General features: G+C 73.1%; 16 protein-coding genes. 8 read left to right on the top strand and 8 right to left on the bottom strand.

What is annotated here, in order from left to right:
• Positions 1-42 precede the first annotated feature (42 nt).
• Positions 43-3,597: a methionine synthase gene (metH, locus tag C2L58_RS39190; RefSeq protein WP_103342667.1), complete on the bottom strand. Its 3,555-nt coding sequence runs from the start codon at positions 3,595-3,597 to the stop codon at positions 43-45.
• A 38-nt stretch (positions 3,598-3,635) separates the two neighbouring features.
• Between metH and C2L58_RS39185 the strand changes: the two genes are divergently transcribed.
• Positions 3,636-4,541 carry a PAC2 family protein gene (locus C2L58_RS39185; RefSeq protein ID WP_103342666.1) on the top strand — a complete coding sequence of 302 codons (906 nt, stop codon included), beginning with the start codon at positions 3,636-3,638 and terminating at the stop codon, positions 4,539-4,541.
• A gap of 17 nt (positions 4,542-4,558) precedes the next feature.
• On the opposite strand, the gene C2L58_RS39180 is transcribed toward C2L58_RS39185, so the two are convergent.
• Positions 4,559-5,491, bottom strand: a complete 933-nt coding sequence (locus tag C2L58_RS39180; protein WP_233226188.1) for a phosphotriesterase family protein — start codon at positions 5,489-5,491, stop codon at positions 4,559-4,561.
• Between the two features lie 38 nt (positions 5,492-5,529).
• On the opposite strand from C2L58_RS39180, the gene C2L58_RS39175 reads away from it, so the two are divergent.
• Entirely contained in the window at positions 5,530-6,075 is a 546-nt protein-coding gene (locus tag C2L58_RS39175) for a CGNR zinc finger domain-containing protein (RefSeq protein ID WP_103342665.1), read from the top strand.
• Between the two features lie 154 nt (positions 6,076-6,229).
• Here C2L58_RS39175 and C2L58_RS39170 read toward each other — a convergent pair whose 3' ends face one another.
• Positions 6,230-7,063: a metallophosphoesterase family protein gene (locus tag C2L58_RS39170; protein WP_103342664.1), complete on the bottom strand. Its 834-nt coding sequence runs from the start codon at positions 7,061-7,063 to the stop codon at positions 6,230-6,232.
• Positions 7,027-8,007 carry a GbsR/MarR family transcriptional regulator gene (locus C2L58_RS39165; RefSeq protein WP_103342663.1) on the bottom strand — a complete coding sequence of 327 codons (981 nt, stop codon included), beginning with the start codon at positions 8,005-8,007 and terminating at the stop codon, positions 7,027-7,029. The genes C2L58_RS39170 and C2L58_RS39165 overlap by 37 nt, the downstream gene beginning before the upstream one ends.
• Positions 8,008-8,144: 137 nt before the next feature.
• Here C2L58_RS39165 and C2L58_RS39160 point away from each other — a divergent pair, with 137 nt between their 5' ends.
• Positions 8,145-8,417, top strand: a complete 273-nt coding sequence (locus C2L58_RS39160) for a hypothetical protein (protein WP_103342662.1) — start codon at positions 8,145-8,147, stop codon at positions 8,415-8,417.
• Positions 8,414-9,802 carry a serine hydrolase gene (locus C2L58_RS39155; protein ID WP_103342661.1) on the top strand — a complete coding sequence of 463 codons (1,389 nt, stop codon included), beginning with the start codon at positions 8,414-8,416 and terminating at the stop codon, positions 9,800-9,802. Before C2L58_RS39160 ends, C2L58_RS39155 begins: the two co-directional genes overlap by 4 nt.
• Here C2L58_RS39155 and C2L58_RS39150 read toward each other — a convergent pair.
• Entirely contained in the window at positions 9,706-10,944 is a 1,239-nt protein-coding gene (locus tag C2L58_RS39150) for an MFS transporter (RefSeq protein ID WP_103342660.1), read from the bottom strand. The genes C2L58_RS39155 and C2L58_RS39150 overlap by 97 nt on opposite strands.
• Entirely contained in the window at positions 10,941-11,528 is a 588-nt protein-coding gene (locus tag C2L58_RS39145) for an ArsR/SmtB family transcription factor (protein WP_103342659.1), read from the bottom strand. The genes C2L58_RS39150 and C2L58_RS39145 overlap by 4 nt, the downstream gene beginning before the upstream one ends.
• 146 nt (positions 11,529-11,674) lie before the next feature.
• On the opposite strand from C2L58_RS39145, the gene C2L58_RS39140 reads away from it, so the two are divergent.
• Both C2L58_RS39140 and C2L58_RS39135 read left to right on the top strand, forming a co-directional pair.
• A complete protein-coding gene (locus C2L58_RS39140; RefSeq protein ID WP_103342658.1) occupies positions 11,675-12,151 on the top strand; it encodes a MarR family transcriptional regulator in 477 nt (158 codons plus the stop codon).
• Between the two features lie 155 nt (positions 12,152-12,306).
• Positions 12,307-13,938 (top strand): ABC-F family ATP-binding cassette domain-containing protein, encoded by a 1,632-nt coding sequence (locus C2L58_RS39135; protein ID WP_103342657.1) that lies wholly within the window; start codon positions 12,307-12,309, stop codon positions 13,936-13,938.
• Positions 13,939-13,989: 51 nt separating this feature from the next.
• Here C2L58_RS39135 and mshC read toward each other — a convergent pair whose 3' ends face one another.
• Positions 13,990-15,228, bottom strand: a complete 1,239-nt coding sequence (gene mshC / locus C2L58_RS39130; protein ID WP_103342656.1) for a cysteine--1-D-myo-inosityl 2-amino-2-deoxy-alpha-D-glucopyranoside ligase — start codon at positions 15,226-15,228, stop codon at positions 13,990-13,992.
• Positions 15,229-15,252: 24 nt separating this feature from the next.
• Positions 15,253-16,029, bottom strand: coding sequence for a MerR family transcriptional regulator (locus C2L58_RS39125; protein WP_103342655.1), 777 nt, complete (start codon positions 16,027-16,029; stop codon positions 15,253-15,255).
• Positions 16,030-16,084: 55 nt separating this feature from the next.
• Here C2L58_RS39125 and C2L58_RS39120 point away from each other — a divergent pair, with 55 nt between their 5' ends.
• A complete protein-coding gene (locus tag C2L58_RS39120; RefSeq protein WP_233226187.1) occupies positions 16,085-17,353 on the top strand; it encodes an amidohydrolase family protein in 1,269 nt (422 codons plus the stop codon).
• A complete protein-coding gene (locus C2L58_RS39115; RefSeq protein WP_103342653.1) occupies positions 17,350-17,697 on the top strand; it encodes a hypothetical protein in 348 nt (115 codons plus the stop codon). Before C2L58_RS39120 ends, C2L58_RS39115 begins: the two co-directional genes overlap by 4 nt.
• Positions 17,698-17,724: the final 27 nt, after the last annotated feature.

Genomic DNA, 17,724 nt, shown 5'->3' with positions numbered 1-17,724 from the left:
ACTCTTTGCCGCGGAGACGGAACTCGGCACAGTGGATCTCCCTCAGGTGTTGAAGTACTTCGCTTCCGGGTGGTGGCAGACGATCGCGTCGGTCGACTGCTCGGGGTGCAGCTGGTACTCCTCGGACAGCTTCACGCCGATCCGGCCCGGTTCGAGGAGGGCGACGATCTTCGCCCGGTCTTCGAGGTCGGGACAGGCGCCATAGCCCAGGGAGAACCTCGCCCCACGGTAGCCGAGCTTGAAGAAGTCTTCGACGTCGTCGGGGTCCTCTGAGGCGACCGCCACACCGCCGGGGAAGGTCAACTCCTGGCGGATGCGGCAGTGCCAGTACTCGGCCAGCGCCTCGGTGAGCTGGACACCGAGGCCGTGGACCTCGAGGTAGTCGCGGTAGGCGTCGGCCGCGAACAACTCGTTCGCGTAGTCGGCGATCGGCTGGCCCATGGTGACGACGGTGAACGGCACGACGTCCACTTCACCGGCTTCGCGTGGCCGGTAGTAGTCGGCCAGGCAGAGCCGCCGGTCGCGGCGCTGGCGCGGGAAAGTGAACCGCAGCCGCTCCGGCGCGTCGAGGGACGGCTCGGTGAGCACGACGAGGTCGTCGCCCTCGGCGACGCACGGGAAGAAGCCGTAGACGACGGCCGCGTGGGCCAAGACGCCGTCGGCGGTCAGCCGGTCCAGCCAGTACCGCAGCCGCGGCCGGCCTTCGGACTCGACGAGTTCCTCGTACGTCGGCCCGGCGCCGCCGCGGGCGCCCTTGAGCCCCCACTGCCCCATGAAGGTCGCGCGCTCGTCGAGCATGGCGGCGTAGTCGGCGAGCGCGACGCCCTTGACCACCCGCGAACCCCAGAACGGCGGGACCGGCAGCGGGACGTCGGTGGCGACGTCCGAGCGCGCGGGCGGCGGCCCTTCGAGGGCTTCCTCGTCGGCCTTGCGGGCTTTGCGCGCCTCGGCGATCCGCAGCGAGCGTTCGCGGCGTTCCTTGCGCTCCTGACGCTTCTTCTCCGCGTCGGCGTCCACCAGCGGCGATTCCCCGCGCTTGGCGGCCATGATCGCGTCCATCAGCCGCAGGCCTTCGAAGGCGTCCCGCGCGTAGCGGACGTCGCCGAGGTAAAGCTCGCTCAGGTCGTTCTCCACGTAGGACCGGGTCAGCGCCGCGCCGCCGAGCAGCACCGGCCAGCGCGCCCCGACGCCCCGGGAGTTCATCTCCTGGAGGTTCTCCTTCATGATCACCGTGGACTTCACCAGCAGCCCGGACATCCCGATGGCGTCGGCGCCGTGCTCGCCGGCCGCGTCGAGGATGGTCGTGATCGGCTGCTTGATGCCGAGGTTGACGACCTCGTAGCCGTTGTTGGAGAGGATGATGTCGACGAGGTTCTTGCCGATGTCGTGCACGTCGCCGCGCACGGTGGCGAGCACGATCCGGCCCTTGCCGGAGTCGTCGCCGGTCTCCATGTGCGGCTCGAGGTGGGCGACGGCGGCCTTCATCACCTCGGCGGACTGCAGCACGAACGGCAGCTGCATCTGCCCGGAGCCGAACAGCTCACCGACGGTCTTCATGCCGGACAGCAGCGTGTCGTTGATGATCTGCAGGGCGGGCCGCTGCTCCAGGGCCGCGTCGAGGTCGTCGGTGAGGCCGGTGCGCTCGCCGTCGACGATCCGGCGTTCCAGGCGTTCGAACAGGGGCAGGGCGGCCAGCTCTTCGGCGCGCGACGCCTTCGACGACGCCGCGCTGACGCCCTCGAACAGGGCCATCAGCTCCTGGAGCGGGTCGTAGCCTTCGCGGCGGCGGTCGTGGACGAGGTCCAAGGCGACCGCGCGCTGGTCGTCCGGGATCCGCGCCATCGGGAGGATCTTCGACGCGTGCACGATGGCGGTGTCGAGCCCGGCTTGGACGCACTCGTGCAGGAACACCGAGTTCAGCACCTGCCGCGCGGCGGGGTTGAGGCCGAAGGAGATGTTGGACAGGCCGAGGGTGGTCTGCACCTCGGGGTGGCGGCGCTTGATCTCGCGGATGGCTTCGATCGTTTCGATGCCGTCGCGGCGCGACTCCTCCTGACCGGTGGCGATGGTGAAGGTGAGCGCGTCGATGATGACGTCGGACGTCCGCAGGCCCCACTTGCCGGTGATGTCCGTGATCAGCCGCGACGCGATGTCGGCCTTCTTCGCGGCGGTGCGCGCCTGGCCTTCTTCGTCGATGGTCAGGGCGACGACGGCGGCGCCGTATTCCCCGACCAGGTCCATGACCTGGGTGAAGCGGGATTCCGGGCCGTCGCCGTCCTCGTAGTTGACGGAGTTGACCGCGCACCGGCCGCCGAGCCGCTGCAGGCCCGCGCGAAGCACCGGCACCTCGGTGGAGTCGAGCATGATCGGCAACGTCGAGGCGGTGGCCAGGCGCCCGGCGAGCTCGGCCATGTCCGCGGTGCCGTCGCGGCCGACGTAGTCGACGCACAGGTCGAGCAGGTGGGCGCCGTCGCGGGTCTGCTCGCGGGCGATCTCGACGCAGTCGTCCCAGCGGCCCTCCAGCATCGCGGTGCGGAAGGCCTTCGAGCCGTTGGCGTTGGTCCGCTCGCCGATCATCAGCACGCTGGCGTCCTGCTTGAACGGCACCGCCTGGTACAGCGACGACACGCCCGGCTCGGGCCGCGGCCGCCGCGGGACCGGCGCGGTGCCGGCGACCGCCGCGGCGAGCTGCCGGATGTGCTCGCCGGTCGTGCCGCAGCAGCCGCCGACCAGGCCGGCGCCGAACTCGCGCACGAACCCGGTCAGGGCCGCCACCAGCGCTTCCGGGCCGAGCGGGTAGATCGCGCCGTCCGGGCCGAGTTCCGGAAGGCCGGCGTTGGGCATCACCGACAGCGGCACCCGGGCGTGCTTGGCCAGCTGCCGCAGGTGCTCGCTCATCTCGGCGGGCCCGGTGGCGCAGTTGAGCCCGATGGCGTCGATGCCGAGCGGCTCCAGCGCGGCCAGCGCGGCGCCGACCTCGGTGCCGAGCAGCATCGTGCCGGTCGTTTCGACGGTGATCGAAACGAGGATCGGCACGGATCGGCCCTCGGCGGCCATCGCCCGCTTCGCGCCGATGACCGACGCCTTCGTCTGGAGGATGTCCTGGGTGGTCTCGACGATCACCGCGTCGGCGCCACCGGCCAGCAGGCCCCGGACTTCCTCGCGGTAGGCGTCACGCAGCGTGGTGAACGGCGCGTGGCCGAGTGTCGGGAGTTTCGTGCCCGGCCCGATCGAGCCGAGCACGAACCGCGGGCGGTCCGGCGTCGCGAATTCGTCGGCGGTCTCGCGGGCCAGGCGGGCGCCGGCCTCGGCGAGTTCGAAGATCCGCCCGGTGATGCCGTACTCGGCGAAGTTGGCGAAATTGGCCCCGAAAGTGTTCGTTTCGACGGCGTCCGCGCCCGCCTCCAGGTAGCCCCGGTGCACCGAGCGGACCACGTCCGGCCGGGTGACGTTGAGGATCTCGTTGCAGCCTTCGAGGCCGTCGAAGTCGGCCAGGCTGAGGTCGTGGGCCTGCAGGGCGGTGCCCATCGCGCCGTCCGCCACCAGGACGCGCGAGCAAAGGGCGTCGAGGAAGGGCGACGACAGGCGGTCGGACATGCTGAACAGGGTAAGGCCGGTGGTCGTAGGCTGGTCCGGTGAGTGAGCCCGTCGACGAGACCCCGCGGCCGCCCGGCGACCGCACCGAACCCACCCGGCCTTTGATGGTGGTCGCCTTCGAAGGCTGGAACGACGCAGGTGACGCGGCCAGCCGGGCGGTCGAGCACCTGCAGCTGAACTGGGACGCCACGCCGCTGGCCGAGCTGGAGCCCGACGACTACTACGACTTCCAGGTCAGCCGCCCGACCGTCCGGATGGTGGACGGCGTCACTCGACGGGTGGACTGGCCGACGACAACGCTTTCGGTGTGCCGCCCCGACGGGTTCGACCGCGACGTCGTCCTCGTGCAGGGTCCCGAGCCGAACATGCGCTGGCGCGCCTTCTGCGCCGAGCTGCTCGACCACATCAAGCAGCTGGACGTCGCGACGGTGGTGACGCTGGGGGCGCTGCTGGCCGACACCGCGCACACCCGGCCGGTCCCGGTGACCGGGACGGCCTACGACAAGGACACCGCGTCCCTGTACGGCCTCGACCTGAACAACTACCAGGGCCCGAGCGGCATCGTCGGCATCCTGCAGGACTACTGCGTGCAGGCGGGCATCCCGGCCGTCTCGATCTGGGCCGCGGTGCCGCACTACGTGTCGCACCCGCCGTCCCCGAAGGCGACGCTGGCGCTGCTGCACAAGCTGGAGGACATCCTCGACGTCGAGATCCCGCTGGGCGCCCTGCCGGAGCAGTCCGAGGAGTGGCAGCGCACGGTCAGCGAGATGGCCGACGAGGACGAAGAGATCAGCGAGTACGTCCGCAGCCTCGAGGAGCGGGGCGACGCGCAGAGCGAGGTCGCCGAGCAGGACGTCAGCGGCGACAAGATCGCCGCCGAGTTCGAGCGCTACCTGCGCCGCCGCGGCCGTGGCGGCGGGCAGGAAGGCTTCGGCCTGCGCTGAGTCACCACGCTTGAACGTCACCGCCAGCCGGTGGCGAACGCCCGCGCGGGGTTCGCCACCAGCATGGCCGTGACGACGTCGCCGCCGAGCCGCTCGGTCAGCCGCGGGGCCAGGGTCGTGAGCAGGTAGGACGCGCCCGGCTGGTCGCGGGCGGCGGCGGTGGTCGTGTCGCCGCCGAGCAGGACCTGCCCGCCGTGCCCGGCCTCGACGAGCGCTTCGAGGCCGTCGAAGAGCCGCCAGTCGGTGGCGTGGTTGGCCCGCGACGGGCCGTCGAACCCGAGGAACACGCCGGTCCCGGCGATCTCCCGCTGCAGCCGCGGGTCCGGGTTCCGGTTGAGGTGCCCGAGGATCACCTTGTCCGGCGGAACGTCGAGCTTGCCGCAGAGCAGTTCGATCGTCTCCAGGCCCGCCGTGCCGAGTTCGAGGTGCACGGCGATCGGCGCGCCGGTCTCCTGGTGGGCGACCGCGGCGGCGGTCATCGTCAGCCGGGCGTGGGAGTCGATCGTGTGGAACGCGCCGGCCACCTTGACCAGCCCGGCCCGCGGCCCGGTCCGCGGCTCGTCGGGCAGGTCGGCGGGCTGGGTCCCCTCGGTGAGGTCGGCGACGAACTCCTTGACCAGCCCGTCGATGACGCGGCCGAGGATCACCGGGGCGTAGTGCTCCACGCGGTGCAGGCCGGTGGCCGCGACCACGTGCACGCCGACCTCCTCCGACATCCAGGCGAGGTCGCGGGTGCGCCGGGTCAGGCCGTACGGCGTCCACTGGACGAGCGCCGCGCCGCCCCGCACCTTGAACTCGAGGAGCGCGTGGGCGGCGGCGGTCGGGTCGTCCAGTTCCTGGCCCGGCAGCAGCTTCGAGGCGAAGAAGAGGTGGTCGTGCGCGTCGGTCACGCCGAGTTCGGCCGGATCGATGTCGCCCAGCACCGTGCGGACCTTGAGTTCCCCAGTCACGACGGCGAGTGTAACGCCTCAACCGTTACGATGGCGAGGTGTCCGAAGACTTCCGCCTCGACATGGGCGCACCTTGGCTGAACCTGCTCGCCACCCGCGGCCGCCACTTCGGCTCCCAGCCGGTCGAGCGCCTGCCGACCGTGGACCGGCTGCGCGACTGGCTGGCCCGCTCCGAGCTGACCCCGCTCGCGCCGGTCACGCACGCCGACCTGCGCGAGGCCCACCGGCTGCGCGAGGTCCTGCGCGAACTCGCCTTGGGCGCGGTCGACGGAATTCCGCCGAAAGCCGGCCAGGTGAGCCCGCTGACGGCGTTCCTCAAGACCGAGCCGGTGCACCTGGCCGCACTCGACCGGCTGCACCGCAGCGCCCCGCCGACCGCGGACGCCGCCTTCGCCCGGCTGGCGCACCAGGCCGCGGACTGGCTCACCGGCCCCTTGCGGCACGACCTGCGCGCCTGCCCCGAGCAGGACTGCCGCGGCGTGTTCGCCGACCCGGGCGGCCGGCGGCGCTGGTGCCCGTCACCGGCCTGCGCCAGCCGGGGCCGGGTCCGCGCGCTCCGGGAACGGCGGCGCGCGGAATCATGACGGCCGGCCGATCACGCCGACCGGCCGCAGCTCGCCCGATCGGGATGGCCAGAGCGCCCGAGCCCTCAGCAGCGGCTCGGGCGAGCTGGGTGTGTTCGGCTGTCCGCGGCCACCCGGATCGCCCCCCGGGCCACCCCCGGCGGCACGCCGCCGATCAGGACGGCCAGAGGATCCGGCGCATCGGCACCGCACCCCGCGCCCGCTTCCGCCACTCGCGCGGGTAGCCCAGCGAGACCTCTTCGAACCGGACGCCGTCGGCCTCGGTGGTGCGCGGGATGTGCAGGTGGCCGTAGACCGCGATCTCCGCGCGGTAGCGGACGTGCCAGTCCTCGGTCTGCGTCGTGCCGCACCACATCGCGAACTCCGGCCAGTACAGCGGCGCCGTCGGGTGGCGGTGCAGCGGCCAGTGCGACATCAGGATCGTGCCGTGGTCGCCGGGGATCATGTCGAGGCGCTCGGTGCTGATCTTCAACCGGTCCTCGCACCACGCCTGGCGGCTGGGGTACGGGTCCGGGTGCAGGAAGTACTCGTCCGTGCAGACCACCCCGGCCTCGCGCGCCTGGCGCAGGGCCTCGTCCAGGGGCTTGCCCTCCGCGTCCGGGGTCCGCCAGCTGTAGTCGTAGAGCAGGAACAGCGGCGCGATCGTCAGCGGCCGCGGGCCGTGCCGCCAGACCGGGAACTCGTCCTCCGGCGTCAGCACGCCGATCTCGCGGCACCGTTCGACCAGGTGCTCGTACCGGGCCTGGCCCCGCAGCTGGCACTCGTCGTTCTTCGTCGTCCACAGCTCGTGGTTGCCCGGCACCCACACGACCTTCGCGAACCGGCTGCGCAGGGTCTTCAGCGTCCCGATGGTGGCTTCGGCCAGCTCGGCGACGTCGCCGGCGACGAGCAGCCAGTCTTCGGGGGTTTCCGGCACGACCGAGTCGAGGATCGGGCCATTGCCCTCGTGGGTCACGTGGAGGTCGCTGGTGGCGAAGAGGTGCGGCACCCCTCCACCGTAGCCACCGCGGCCGGGAAATCCGCGCGGAACCGGCGGATCCCTTCGCGCTGGGCCGGGCTCAGGCGATCCGGCCTCGCCGTGACGGTGACCGTCCCGGAGCCGGCGTCGTGCAGGGCGAGGGGATCGGCGAGGGCCGGGCGCCGCCGGATCGCGTCCAGGCCGACCGCCGCGCGGTCCTCGGGCCAGCCCAACGCGGTGGCGAGCTCGGCCACGGTCAGCGGGCGGCGGGCGTGCACCAGTGCGGCGACCACGGTCAAGGCGTCGTAGCCGGCGGCCTCCCCGACGGTGCTGCCGCCCATCTGCTCGCTGAGCTGCCCGAAGAACCGCCCCATCCGGGCGAGCCGGGCGCCGGCGGTCGTGTCCGGGCCGAAGAGCTCGCTGCCCTGGTGCGCGGCGGCGGCCAGCCGGCCGTGGGCGCCGGTGTCGGCCTGCCACGCCCGGAGCCAGACGTCGTCGTCGACGCGGTAGCGCTCGCGCCGGCCGCCGGGGTCCGGCCGGCGCGCGACCAGCTCCATCGCTTCGAGGGCACCGATGGATTTGGACACCGACGCCGGGCTGACCTGCAACTGCCGCACCAGCTCGGCCGAGGTCAGGCCGCCGGCCTCGGCGGTGAGCAGGCAGGTGAACACCCGGGCGGTCATCCGCGGCAGGCCGGTGGCGGCCAGCAGGGCCGCGAACTCGTCCACGAAGCCGCGCACGCCCTCGGCCGGCTCGCCGCCCGGCCGGCGCCGGCGTCGCCGGGCGCGATGGCCGGCGGCTTCCTGCGCGCGGGCGGGCCGGTACCCGCCCGACGTGCTGTTGCGGGCCACCTCCCGGCTGACGGTGGAGGTCGGGCGGCCGAGCCGCCGTCCGATTTCGGCGTACCCGAGCCCGTCGGCGAGCCAGCCCGCGATGCGGCGGCGGTCGTCGAGCGTCAGCCTGCCTCCGGGCATGAACTCCTCCTCGCGGTGCGTTCACGGACAGTACAGTGCAACGAAGGTTGCGTTCATCCACAGTCCGGTTGCAATTATTCGCTGGTCGAACCGGCATTTCCTTTGAATCGTGATGAAACGCAACGTAGCTTTTCCGCATGACGAAAGACAAGACGCACGTGCTGGCCATCTCGGCCGTCTCGGACGAAAGCAAGTTCTGGAACGGCTTGAAGAAGGCCCACGGCCGGCTTCCGCCGGGCGCGGTGTGGCAGCTGGCGGTCGCGAGCACGGACGGCACCCGCGCGGTGAACGTCATCGCCCACGACTCCGCCGACGCCGTCCGCGAGTTCTTCGAGACCCACGCCGGTGCCCACGCCACGACGGAGTACTTCGAAGCGGACGCGGCGAACGCGGTGGGGCTCCGCCGATGACGATCCGGGACCGGGTGTCGGCGCTGCTGGCCGAGTACGGCATCCCGAGCGCCGCGGTCGGCGTGCTCCGCGACGGCCGCATCACCGAGTTCGCCGTCGGCGTCAAGGACGTCGAAACCGGCGAACCGGCGACGCCGGACACGGTCTACCAGTGCGGTTCGATGACGAAGACGTGGACCGCCCTGGCCTTCCTGCAGCTGGTCGACGAGGGCAAGGCCGATCTGGACGAGCCCGTGCGGACCTCCCTGCCCGGGTTCGCGGTGGCCGATCCGGAAACGACCGCGAAGGTCACCGCGCGGCACCTGCTCAACCACACCAACGGCATCGAAGAAGCCTTCGGCAACCCCGGCGAAGACGACGACATCCACGAGCGCATGGTCGCGAACATCGCCGACGCACCGCAGGTCTTCCCGCTCGGCCACACCCACGGCTACAGCGCGGCGCTCGGTTACGCGGTCCTCGCCCGGATCATGGAGGTCCTCGACGGCAAGCGCTGGGACGACGTCCTGCGGGACCGGCTCTTCACGCCCTTGGGCCTGACCGGCACGAACAGCCGCCGCGAGCAGGTGGACGAGACGCGGGCGGCGACCGGGCACCTGCTCCGTTCCCGGGCCGAGGGGCCCATCGTCACGCCGATGGCCTACTTGCCCCGGGAGTTCGGGCCCGGCGGCGGCATCACCTCGACGGTCCGCGACGTGCTGACGATGGCCCACGTCCTGCTGAACGCGGGCACCGCGCCGGACGGCACGCGGATCGTGTCGGCCGCGAGCGTCCGGGAGATGCTGCGGTCGCGGGTGCCGGTCCCGGATCCGTACCTGTTCGGGCCGGAGTGGGCCCTCGGCCTCATCGTCTGCGACTGGCACGGCGAAACCGTCTACGCCACCGACGGCAGCACGATCGGCCAGAACGCCCGGCTGCGGATCCTGCCGGACTCGGCCACCGCCGTCGCCGTGCTGACCAACGGTGGCCCGCGCGAAAGCTTCGCGCGCAGGGTGTTCACCGAGATCCTGGGCGACCTCGGCACGGTCGTCCCGCCGGAACTGCCGGAGCCGGACCCGGCCCTGCGGCTCGATCTGCCGAGGTACGAGGGCGTGTACGAGCGGCCCGGCGCCCGGTACGAGGTGTCCGCCGAGGGCGGCGCCCTGCACGTGACGCTGGACCTCGACCCGATGCAGGCGGAGTTCCTGGGCAAGCCCGCCCGCCTGACGTACGAGCTGCTTCCGGTGAGCCGGACGCACTTCCTCATGCCCTCGGCCGATCCCCTGGAGGACACCCAGACCGTGGCGATCTACGACTTCACCGAGGGAGCGGCCCGGTTCCTCCACACGAACTGCCGGGTCCACCCCCGGCGCGGGAGCAGCATCAGCAGCCCGGCGACGACGTAGACGCCGGCCTGGACGTCCAGCAGCACCGCCGCCCCGGTCGTCGCCACCAGCGCCCCGGCGAGCAGCGCACCGACCGTCGTGAAAGTCGCCATCGCGGCGAACGTCGTGCTCAGCACGCGCCCGGCCCGCTCGGGGGCGACCGCGCGCTGGATCTCCGAGAGCGTCCCGGCGCCGACGGCCACGCCCGGGGCACCCGCCAGGGCGAACAGCCCGGCGTATACCCCCAGCGCCGTCGTCACCGGGGCCAGGTTCCAGATCACCGCGGACAGCAGGCCCAGCCCGAACGCACCCCAGCCGAGCAGGGCGACCGGCGCGACCCGCCGGGCCACGGTGGCGACGGCGAACCCGGCGGCCAGCCCGCCGATCGCCTGGACCCCGCGCAGCAGGCCCGCGTCGGCTTCGCTGCCGCCCAGGACGTCCAGCACGTAGACCACGAACAGCACCAGGAACATGCCCTGGGCCAAGGAGGTGAGCACGAGCGCGAGGCCGGGGCGCGCGAGCCGCCGGTTGTGCGTCAGTTCGCGCAGGCCGTCCAGCCAGGCCCGCACCACCGGTTCCCGCGGGGCCGCCGGCGCGGGCGCGGCGACCCGGCGGAACGGCTTGGCCAGCAGCGCCGCGGCGATCACGAGGACGGCCAAGTAGCCGGTGATGACGTCGGTGAGCCCGCCGAAGCCCAGCAGGGCACCGCCGGCCCAGCCGCCGGCCAGCCGGGCGACGCTGCCGTTCACGCTCATCAGCCCGTTCGCCGCGGTCACCTCTGCGACCCCGACGAGCTCCGGCACCAGCGCGTTGCGCGCGGGTTCGAACACCGACGCGCACGCCGCCTGGGCGGCCATCACCGCGTACACCACGGTGACGCCGGGCTCGGCCAGGAGCGGAAGCGCCACGACGGCGAGCCCGCAGCAGACGCCGAACAGCACCGCGCGGCGGTTCCACCGGTCGGCGACGACGCCGGCCACCGGGCTCAGCAGCACCGTGGGCAGCAGGCCGAGCACGATGCTCAGCGCCGTCGTCGCGGCGGAGCCGGTGCGCTGGAAGACGTAGATCGGCAACGCCACCTGCAGCATCCACTCGGCCGTCTCCCCGAAGAACGCGGCCACCCACAGCCGCGCGAACGCCGGTACCCCCAGCAGCTGCTTCATTCCTCCGCCTTCCCCGAGTGTTCGATGCGCGGGAACGCCCGCAGGCTGACGTGCACCGGGCGCGCGTTCGCCGGAGCGTCCGGCCGGATGGCGCCGACGTAGGGCCGGACCAGCGCGTCGATCGCGTCGCCGAGCCGGGTCAGCTCTTCCGGCGTGACACGCAGCGTGTACGTCGAGAGCCCGGACGCCGCGACCCAGGCCGGGTCGAGGTCGTCGAGGGAGTCCAGGTAGCGCTGGGTCAGTTCCTGCTCGTGGCCGAGGCTCGCGCCCACGACGCCCAGCTGGGCGGCCCGGCGGGCCGGGTCGTCGGCGAACTGGCCGATGTCCAGCCCGACCTGCCGGGCGCGCCACGGGCGTTCCCGGCCGTCCTCGGCGTCGGCCCGCTCGACCAGGCCGTACTGGGCGAGCTGCCGCAGGTGCCAGCTGCAGTTGGACGCCGTCGAGCCGACCGCTTCGGCGCACTCGCTCGCGGTCCTCGGCCCGACGGCGGTGAGGTGGTTCAGGAGCGCCGAGCGGAGCGGGTGCGCCAGTGCGCGCAGCAGCTCGACGTCTTCGATCCGCTTGCGCGGCGGCAGCTCGGCCATCGGTCGTCCTATCTGAAAGAACCATTTCGAAAGTGTCCTTTCATAGTTGGTCCCGCCTGCGGGTTTGTCAACCGGCTGCGCTATCGTTCGCGGGGCAGTGACTGCGCGAAGCAGTGACTGTGTCGTCACCCGACCTTGGATGGACGTTGCCCGACCAGCGCGAACTCGCCACCGCCGCCGCCCTCGCCCTCCCCCGCTTCGTGGGCTCGACCGCGCTCTTCCACGCGGCGGTCGCCGAGCGGATGGCCGTCACCCCGACCGAGCTGCACTGCCTGCACCTGCTCCACGGCCGGGTCAGCGACTCCCCGACCGAGCTCGCCCGGCTGCTGGGGATGAGCACGGGTGCGTTCACCCGGCTGCTCGACCGGATGGAACAGCACCGGCTCGCCGAGCGCGCCCCCGATCCCGCCGACCGGCGCCGGCTCGTCGTGCGGCCACTGCCCGACCGGATGGCCGAGCTCGCCGAGCTGTACGCGCCGATGGCCCGGTTCGTCGGCGAACGCCTCGCCCGGTTCGACCGCCGCCAGCTGACCGCGCTGCTGGAATTCCTCACCGACGGCACCGCGGCCGCCGAACGATCGACGGCGGACCTGCCGGATGTGACCCAGGCCATAACCGGTTGACTAACTCTACTGCTGTTGCGTTAACCTGGTTCCACTATGAGGAACTGAACCGCGCCCATCCCGCCTGAGGCGGCACCGGTCGAGCCGACGCTCCCGCGTGCCACGACGCCCGGCCGGGATCTCCGCTTTCTTCCCCCAGGGCTCGGTGACCGCACATGTCCCCCCTTTTTCCGGTGCAGGCCAAGGACGTCGTCTTCGGCTACGGCACCCGCCTCGTCCTCGACGGCGTTTCCCTCACCGCGTCGGCCGGGCAGCGGCTCGGCCTGGTCGGCGAGAACGGCACCGGCAAGTCCACCTTGCTGCGCCTGCTCGCCGGGCTCGAAGAACCGCGCTCCGGCGAGGTGCTGCGCGGCCCGGACGTCGGGTTCCTGCTGCAGGAACTGCCGTACCCGATGGACGCGACCTTCGCCGACGTGCTCGACGGCGCGCTTGCCGAGATCCGGGCCGCCGCGGCCCGCCTCGACGAGCTGACCGCGGCCATGACCGACCGGCCCGACGATCGGGAGGTGCTCGACGAGTACGGCCGGGTGCTGGAGTGGGCCCAGGCCCACGACCTCTGGGACGCCGACCGCCGCGCCAAGCTCGTCTGCGACGGGCTCGGCCTCGGCGGCGTCGCCCCGGACCGGTGGCTCGGCACGCTGTCGGGCGGGCAGCGCTCGCGGCTCGGCCTGGCCGCGCTGCTGATCCGGCAGCCGGAGACGCTCCTGCTCGACGAGCCGACCAACCACCTCGACGACTCCGCGATGGCGTTCCTGGAACGGCACCTCACCGAGCTCACCGGGATCGTGGTGCTGTCCTCGCACGACCGGGTGTTCCTCGACGCCGTCTGCACCGACATCGTCGACCTCGACCCGGCCGCGGCCGACCGGCAGGCCGGCGGCGCGGTCCGCTACGGCGGCAGCTACCGCGACTACCTCGGCCACAAGAAGGCCGAGCGGGCGCGGTGGGAGCAGCGCTACGCCGAGGAACAGGAGGAACTGAAGGAGCTGCGGGAAACCGTCGCGGTCACCGCGCGGAACGTCGCCTACGGCCGCGCCCCGCGCGACAACGACAAGTTCATCCACGCCTTCAAGGGCGCCCGCGTCCAGAAGACGATCTCGCGGCGGGTGCGCGACGCCGAGCAGCGCCTGGAGCACCTGGAACGCGACCAGGTGCGCAAGCCCCCGGCGCCGTTGCGGTTCAAGGCCGAACTCACCGGGCGCGCGACCGGCGACGGCCCGGCGATCTCGGTGCGCTCACTCGAAGTGCCGGGCCGGTTGTCGTTGCCACGGCTGGACATCGGCGGTTCGGCCCGGCTGCTCGTCACGGGCGGGAACGGCGCCGGGAAGTCGACGCTGCTGTCGGTGTTGGCCGGCCGGCTCGCACCGGCGGCCGGGACGGTCCACTTCGGACAGGGCGTGCGGGTCGGGTTGCTGGAGCAGGACGTCGTGTTCGCCGGGCCGGAGCGGAACGCGGCCCGGGTGTACCGGGACGCGCTCGGCGAGGACGCTCCCCCGCTGAGCCGGCTGGGCCTGCTGGCGTCGCGGGATCTGCGGCAGCCGGTGGGGGCGCTGTCGGTCGGTCAGCGGCGGCGGCTCGCGCTGGCGATCCTGCTCGCCGAACCGCCGGACGTGCTCCTGCTGGACGAGCCGACGAACCACATTTCGCTGACCCTGGCGGAAGAACTGTTCGCGGCACTGGAGACCGCCACGGGCGCCGTCGTCATCGCGTCCCACGACCGGTGGCTGCGCCGGGATTGGGCGGGTGCCCGGCTGGAGCTGGCCGCCGGCCGTCCCGTAGCCGGATAAGTCGTTATACGCGGCGAAGGGCCCGGCGCACTGCCGGGCCCTTCGCCGTGCTCAGAGCGCGATGCCGAGGAGGGCGTCGACGGCGTCGCAGATCAGGCCGGGGGCCGCCGGGTCGGTGCCGTCGCGGCGCAGGGCCTCGTTCGCCCACGCGTCGATCGCCGCCAGGGCCTTCGGCGTGTCGAGGTCGTCGGACAAGTGGTCGCGCAGCCGCGTGACGGTGTCCTCCGCGGCCGGGCCCGTGGCCGGCGAGACGGCCTCCCGCCAGCGCGCGAGCCGGGCTTCGGCGTCGGCCAGCAGGCGGTCGGACCAGGGGCGGTCGTCGCGGTAGTGGCCGGCGAACAGCGCCAGCCGGATCGCGCCCGGGTCGACCTTGTCGGCGCGCAGCCGGGAGACGAACACGAGGTTCCCGCGCGACTTCGACATCTTCTCGCCGTCGAGGCCGATCATCCCGGCGTGCACGTAGTGCCGGGCGAACTGACCGTCCTTCGCGACGGCTTCGGCGTGCGCGGCGCTGTACTCGTGGTGCGGGAAGATCAGGTCCGAGCCGCCGCCCTGGACGTCGAACCCGAGGCCCAGCCGGTTGACCGCGATCGCGCTGCACTCGATGTGCCAGCCCGGGCGGCCCGCACCCAGCTCGGACTCCCACGACGGCTCACCCTCGCGGGCCACGCGCCACAGCAGCGCGTCCAGCGGGTGGCGCTTGCCGGCCCGGTCCGGGTCGCCGCCGCGCTCGGCGAAGAACTTCGCCATCGTTTCGGCGTCGTAGTTCGACTCGTAGCCGAACTTCCCGGTCGCCGTGTGGTCGAAGTAGACGTCGGGGAACTCCGGGTCGTCCGCGCGGTAGGCGCTGCCGTTGGCCAGCAGCTTGGCGATGACCTCGACGATCTCCGGGATGCTCTCGACGGCGCCGACGAACTGCCGCGGGGGGACGACCCGCAGCGCGGTCATGTCCTCGCGGAACAGCGCCGTCTCGCGCATGCCCAGCACGACCCAGTCGTCCTGGTCGCGCTGCGCGCGCTCCAGCAGCGGCTCGTCGATGTCCGTGACGTTCTGCACGTAGTGGACGTCGTGCCCGTTGTCCCGCCAGACGCGGTTCACCAGGTCGAAGGCGAGGTACGTCGCGGCGTGCCCCAGATGCGTCGCGTCGTAGGGCGTGATGCCGCAGACGTACATCCGGGCGGTGGCGCCGGGCGCGGTCGGGCGGATCTGCCCGGTGGCCGTGTCGTGGAGCCGCAGCGGGCGGGGGGTGCCGGGGATGCGGGGCACGTCGACCGATGACCAAGTCTGCATACCCCGACTGTAATTGCCGGGCCGTCAGGCCTTCCCGAGCGGTGGGACGAGCCGTACTCGCGCGTAGGCTTCGATGGCGCGCGCGAGCCAGGCCGGCAGCTCCGGATCGGCCCGCTCGGCCAGCTCCCGTTGCCGGGGATCGTTGAGGTACAGCCCGCCCATCGCGGCGTAGGCGGGGGCGGTCGGCTGCCAGAAGTGGCTCACGGACTCGTGGTGCTCGGCGACGGCGTCGAGCGCGGCCGGGTCTTCCGGCGCGGCGCCGGAGCGCATGACGGCGGCCAGCCGCCGGAACAGCGCGGCGCTGCGGGCGGCGGCGTGCTCGTAGTCCGCGGCGGTGAGCCCGGCCTGGGCGGCCTGGGCGGTGTCGAAGGCCACCGCGGCGCCGTCGCCGAACGTCTCGCGGTAGCTCTGCCGCATGGCGGCGCCGTCCTTGCGCAGGCCGGCGAAGAACCGGTCCGGGTCGTCGATCCGGGCGTGGGCGAGGTCGGCGATCGTCTCCTCGACGGTGGCGATGACGCGGTCGAGGCGGCGCCGCTCCTGCTCGAGCTGGGCCAGGTGCCCGCGCAGCGCGGCCGTCTCGCCGGCCTGGTCGCCCAGCACGGCCCCGATCTCGGCCAGGCCGAGCCCGAGCCGCCGCAGCAGCAGGATGCGCTGCAGGCGCAGCAGTTCGGGCCGCCCGTACCAGCGGTAGCCGTTCGCCGCCACCGACGACGGCGTGAGCAGGCCGATCGCGTCGTAGTGGCGGAGCATCCGCGCCGAGACGCCGGACGCCTTCGCGACCTGGCTGATCGAGAACCGCATGCCCCTCAGCTTAGAAGTTGACCTTCACACGGTGTCAACTTCTACCGTGACGCTCGTGACCACGACCATCACCGGCGCCCGCGTCTTCGACGGCGAGCGCCGCACCGACCACACCGCCGTCCGGCTCACCGGCGGCCGCATCGCCGCGATCGGCGACGACACCCTGCTCGGCCCCGGCGACGAGCACGTCGACGCCCGCGGCGGCACCCTGCTGCCGGGGCTGATCGACGCCCACGTGCACCTGCTGCCCGGCGCGCCCCGGCAGGCCCTCACCTTCGGCGTCACGACCGTGCTCGACATGTTCAGCAAGCCGGACACGGTCCGGGAAGCCCTGGCCCGCGCCGCCGGGCCGGACTGCGCCGACGTGCGCTCCTCGAGCGTCGGGGCCACGGCACCCGGCGGGCACCCGAGCATGATGTACGCGCCGTTCCCGACCGTGACCGGACCGCGGGACGCCGGACGGTTCGTCGCCGGCCGCGTCGCCGAAGGCGCGGCGCACCTGAAGGTGCTCTACGACGACGGCACCGGCGGCGGCCCGATGCCGATGCCGTCGCTGGACGTGCCGACGATCGCCGCCCTGACCGAAGCCGCGCACGCGGCCGGCCTGGTCGTCGCCGCGCACGTGTCGACGGCCCGCGGAGCGATGGACTTGCTGCCCACCGGGGTCGACGTGCTCGCGCACGTCCCGTTCGACGCGCTCACCGGCCGCCAGGCCGACGCGATCGCCTCGGCGGGTGTCGCGGTGATCTCGACGCTGTCGGTGGCCGACGGCTTCCCCGGAGACGGCGGCCTGCTCGGCGAACCGTCCCTCGTGCCCCGCCTGGGTCCGGCGTGGTGCGCGGTCCTCGAACGGCAAGCGCAGCGCTGGCTGCCGCCGCGGCTGCCGGACTTCGCGGCCGCGCGGGCCAACGCCCGGCTGCTGCTCGAGGCCGGCGTACCGGTGCTGGCCGGAACGGACGCGCCCAACCCGGGCACCGTCCACGGCGCGAGCCTGCACCGGGAGCTGGGGCACCTGGTGACGGCGGGGTTCTCGCCGCCGGCGGCGCTCACCGCCGGGACCGCGCGGCCCGCCGACGTGTTCCGGCTGGCCGACCGCGGCCGGATCCGGACGGGGCTGCGGGCGGACCTCGTCCTGGTCGACGGGCGCCCGGACGAGGACATCACCGCGACGCAGCAGGTCACGGCCGTCTGGAAGCGGGGAGCCCGGGCGGACTCGAGCGGCTACGTCGGCTCGGCCGACGAGCAGGCCGGTCTGGCCGCCTTGCGGACCCAGACCGAACAGGTCATCGCCGCCGTCCGCGACCGGCTGGGCGTGGAGCTGTGAGCCCGATCGAAGTCCGGCGTGAGGAGGACGGCGAGCTCCTCGGCCACCTCCGGCGGGTGGCGGCGGGCTGGGAGCCGGGCACGGTGTTCCACGGAGTGCTGGCCGAGCCGTCCGGGCGTGACGAAGCCGAGGAGGTGGTCCGCCGCGACGGCCTGCCGAGCCTGGCCGAACCGTGGTGGGCCGAGGAGGCGCCGGGCCGGTGGACGGAGGTGCGCATCCAGGAAGCGCACCCGGACCGGCTGCGGGTGCGGTGGGCCGACCCGCTGGCCGAGCAGCCCGCGCACGGCCGGTGGATCGACCCGCGGGAGGTGCGCCTCCGGCGGTACCACCCCGGACGCGCGTGAGCGGGCGCTCGCTCGGGAGCACCCGCT

Source organism: Amycolatopsis sp. CA-126428 (genome assembly GCF_002904335.1).
Lineage (GTDB): Bacteria > Actinomycetota > Actinomycetes > Mycobacteriales > Pseudonocardiaceae > Amycolatopsis.
The sequence above is the reverse complement of the archived record's forward strand: the minus strand, read 5'-3'. Positions and strand labels throughout refer to the sequence as shown.

Coding starts and splice junctions, on each gene's coding strand:
- C2L58_RS39150 (WP_103342660.1), bottom strand. CDS start 10,944: ATGAAGCAGCTGCTGGGGGTACCGGCGTTCGCGCGGCTGTGGGTGGCC.
- C2L58_RS39165 (WP_103342663.1), bottom strand. CDS start 8,007: ATGCCCGGAGGCAGGCTGACGCTCGACGACCGCCGCCGCATCGCGGGC.
- C2L58_RS39125 (WP_103342655.1), bottom strand. CDS start 16,029: ATGCGGTTCTCGATCAGCCAGGTCGCGAAGGCGTCCGGCGTCTCGGCG.
- C2L58_RS39155 (WP_103342661.1), top strand. CDS start 8,414: ATGACGATCCGGGACCGGGTGTCGGCGCTGCTGGCCGAGTACGGCATC.
- C2L58_RS39135 (WP_103342657.1), top strand. CDS start 12,307: ATGTCCCCCCTTTTTCCGGTGCAGGCCAAGGACGTCGTCTTCGGCTAC.
- metH (WP_103342667.1), bottom strand. CDS start 3,597: ATGTCCGACCGCCTGTCGTCGCCCTTCCTCGACGCCCTTTGCTCGCGC.
- C2L58_RS39145 (WP_103342659.1), bottom strand. CDS start 11,528: ATGGCCGAGCTGCCGCCGCGCAAGCGGATCGAAGACGTCGAGCTGCTG.
- C2L58_RS39160 (WP_103342662.1), top strand. CDS start 8,145: ATGACGAAAGACAAGACGCACGTGCTGGCCATCTCGGCCGTCTCGGAC.
- mshC (WP_103342656.1), bottom strand. CDS start 15,228: ATGCAGACTTGGTCATCGGTCGACGTGCCCCGCATCCCCGGCACCCCC.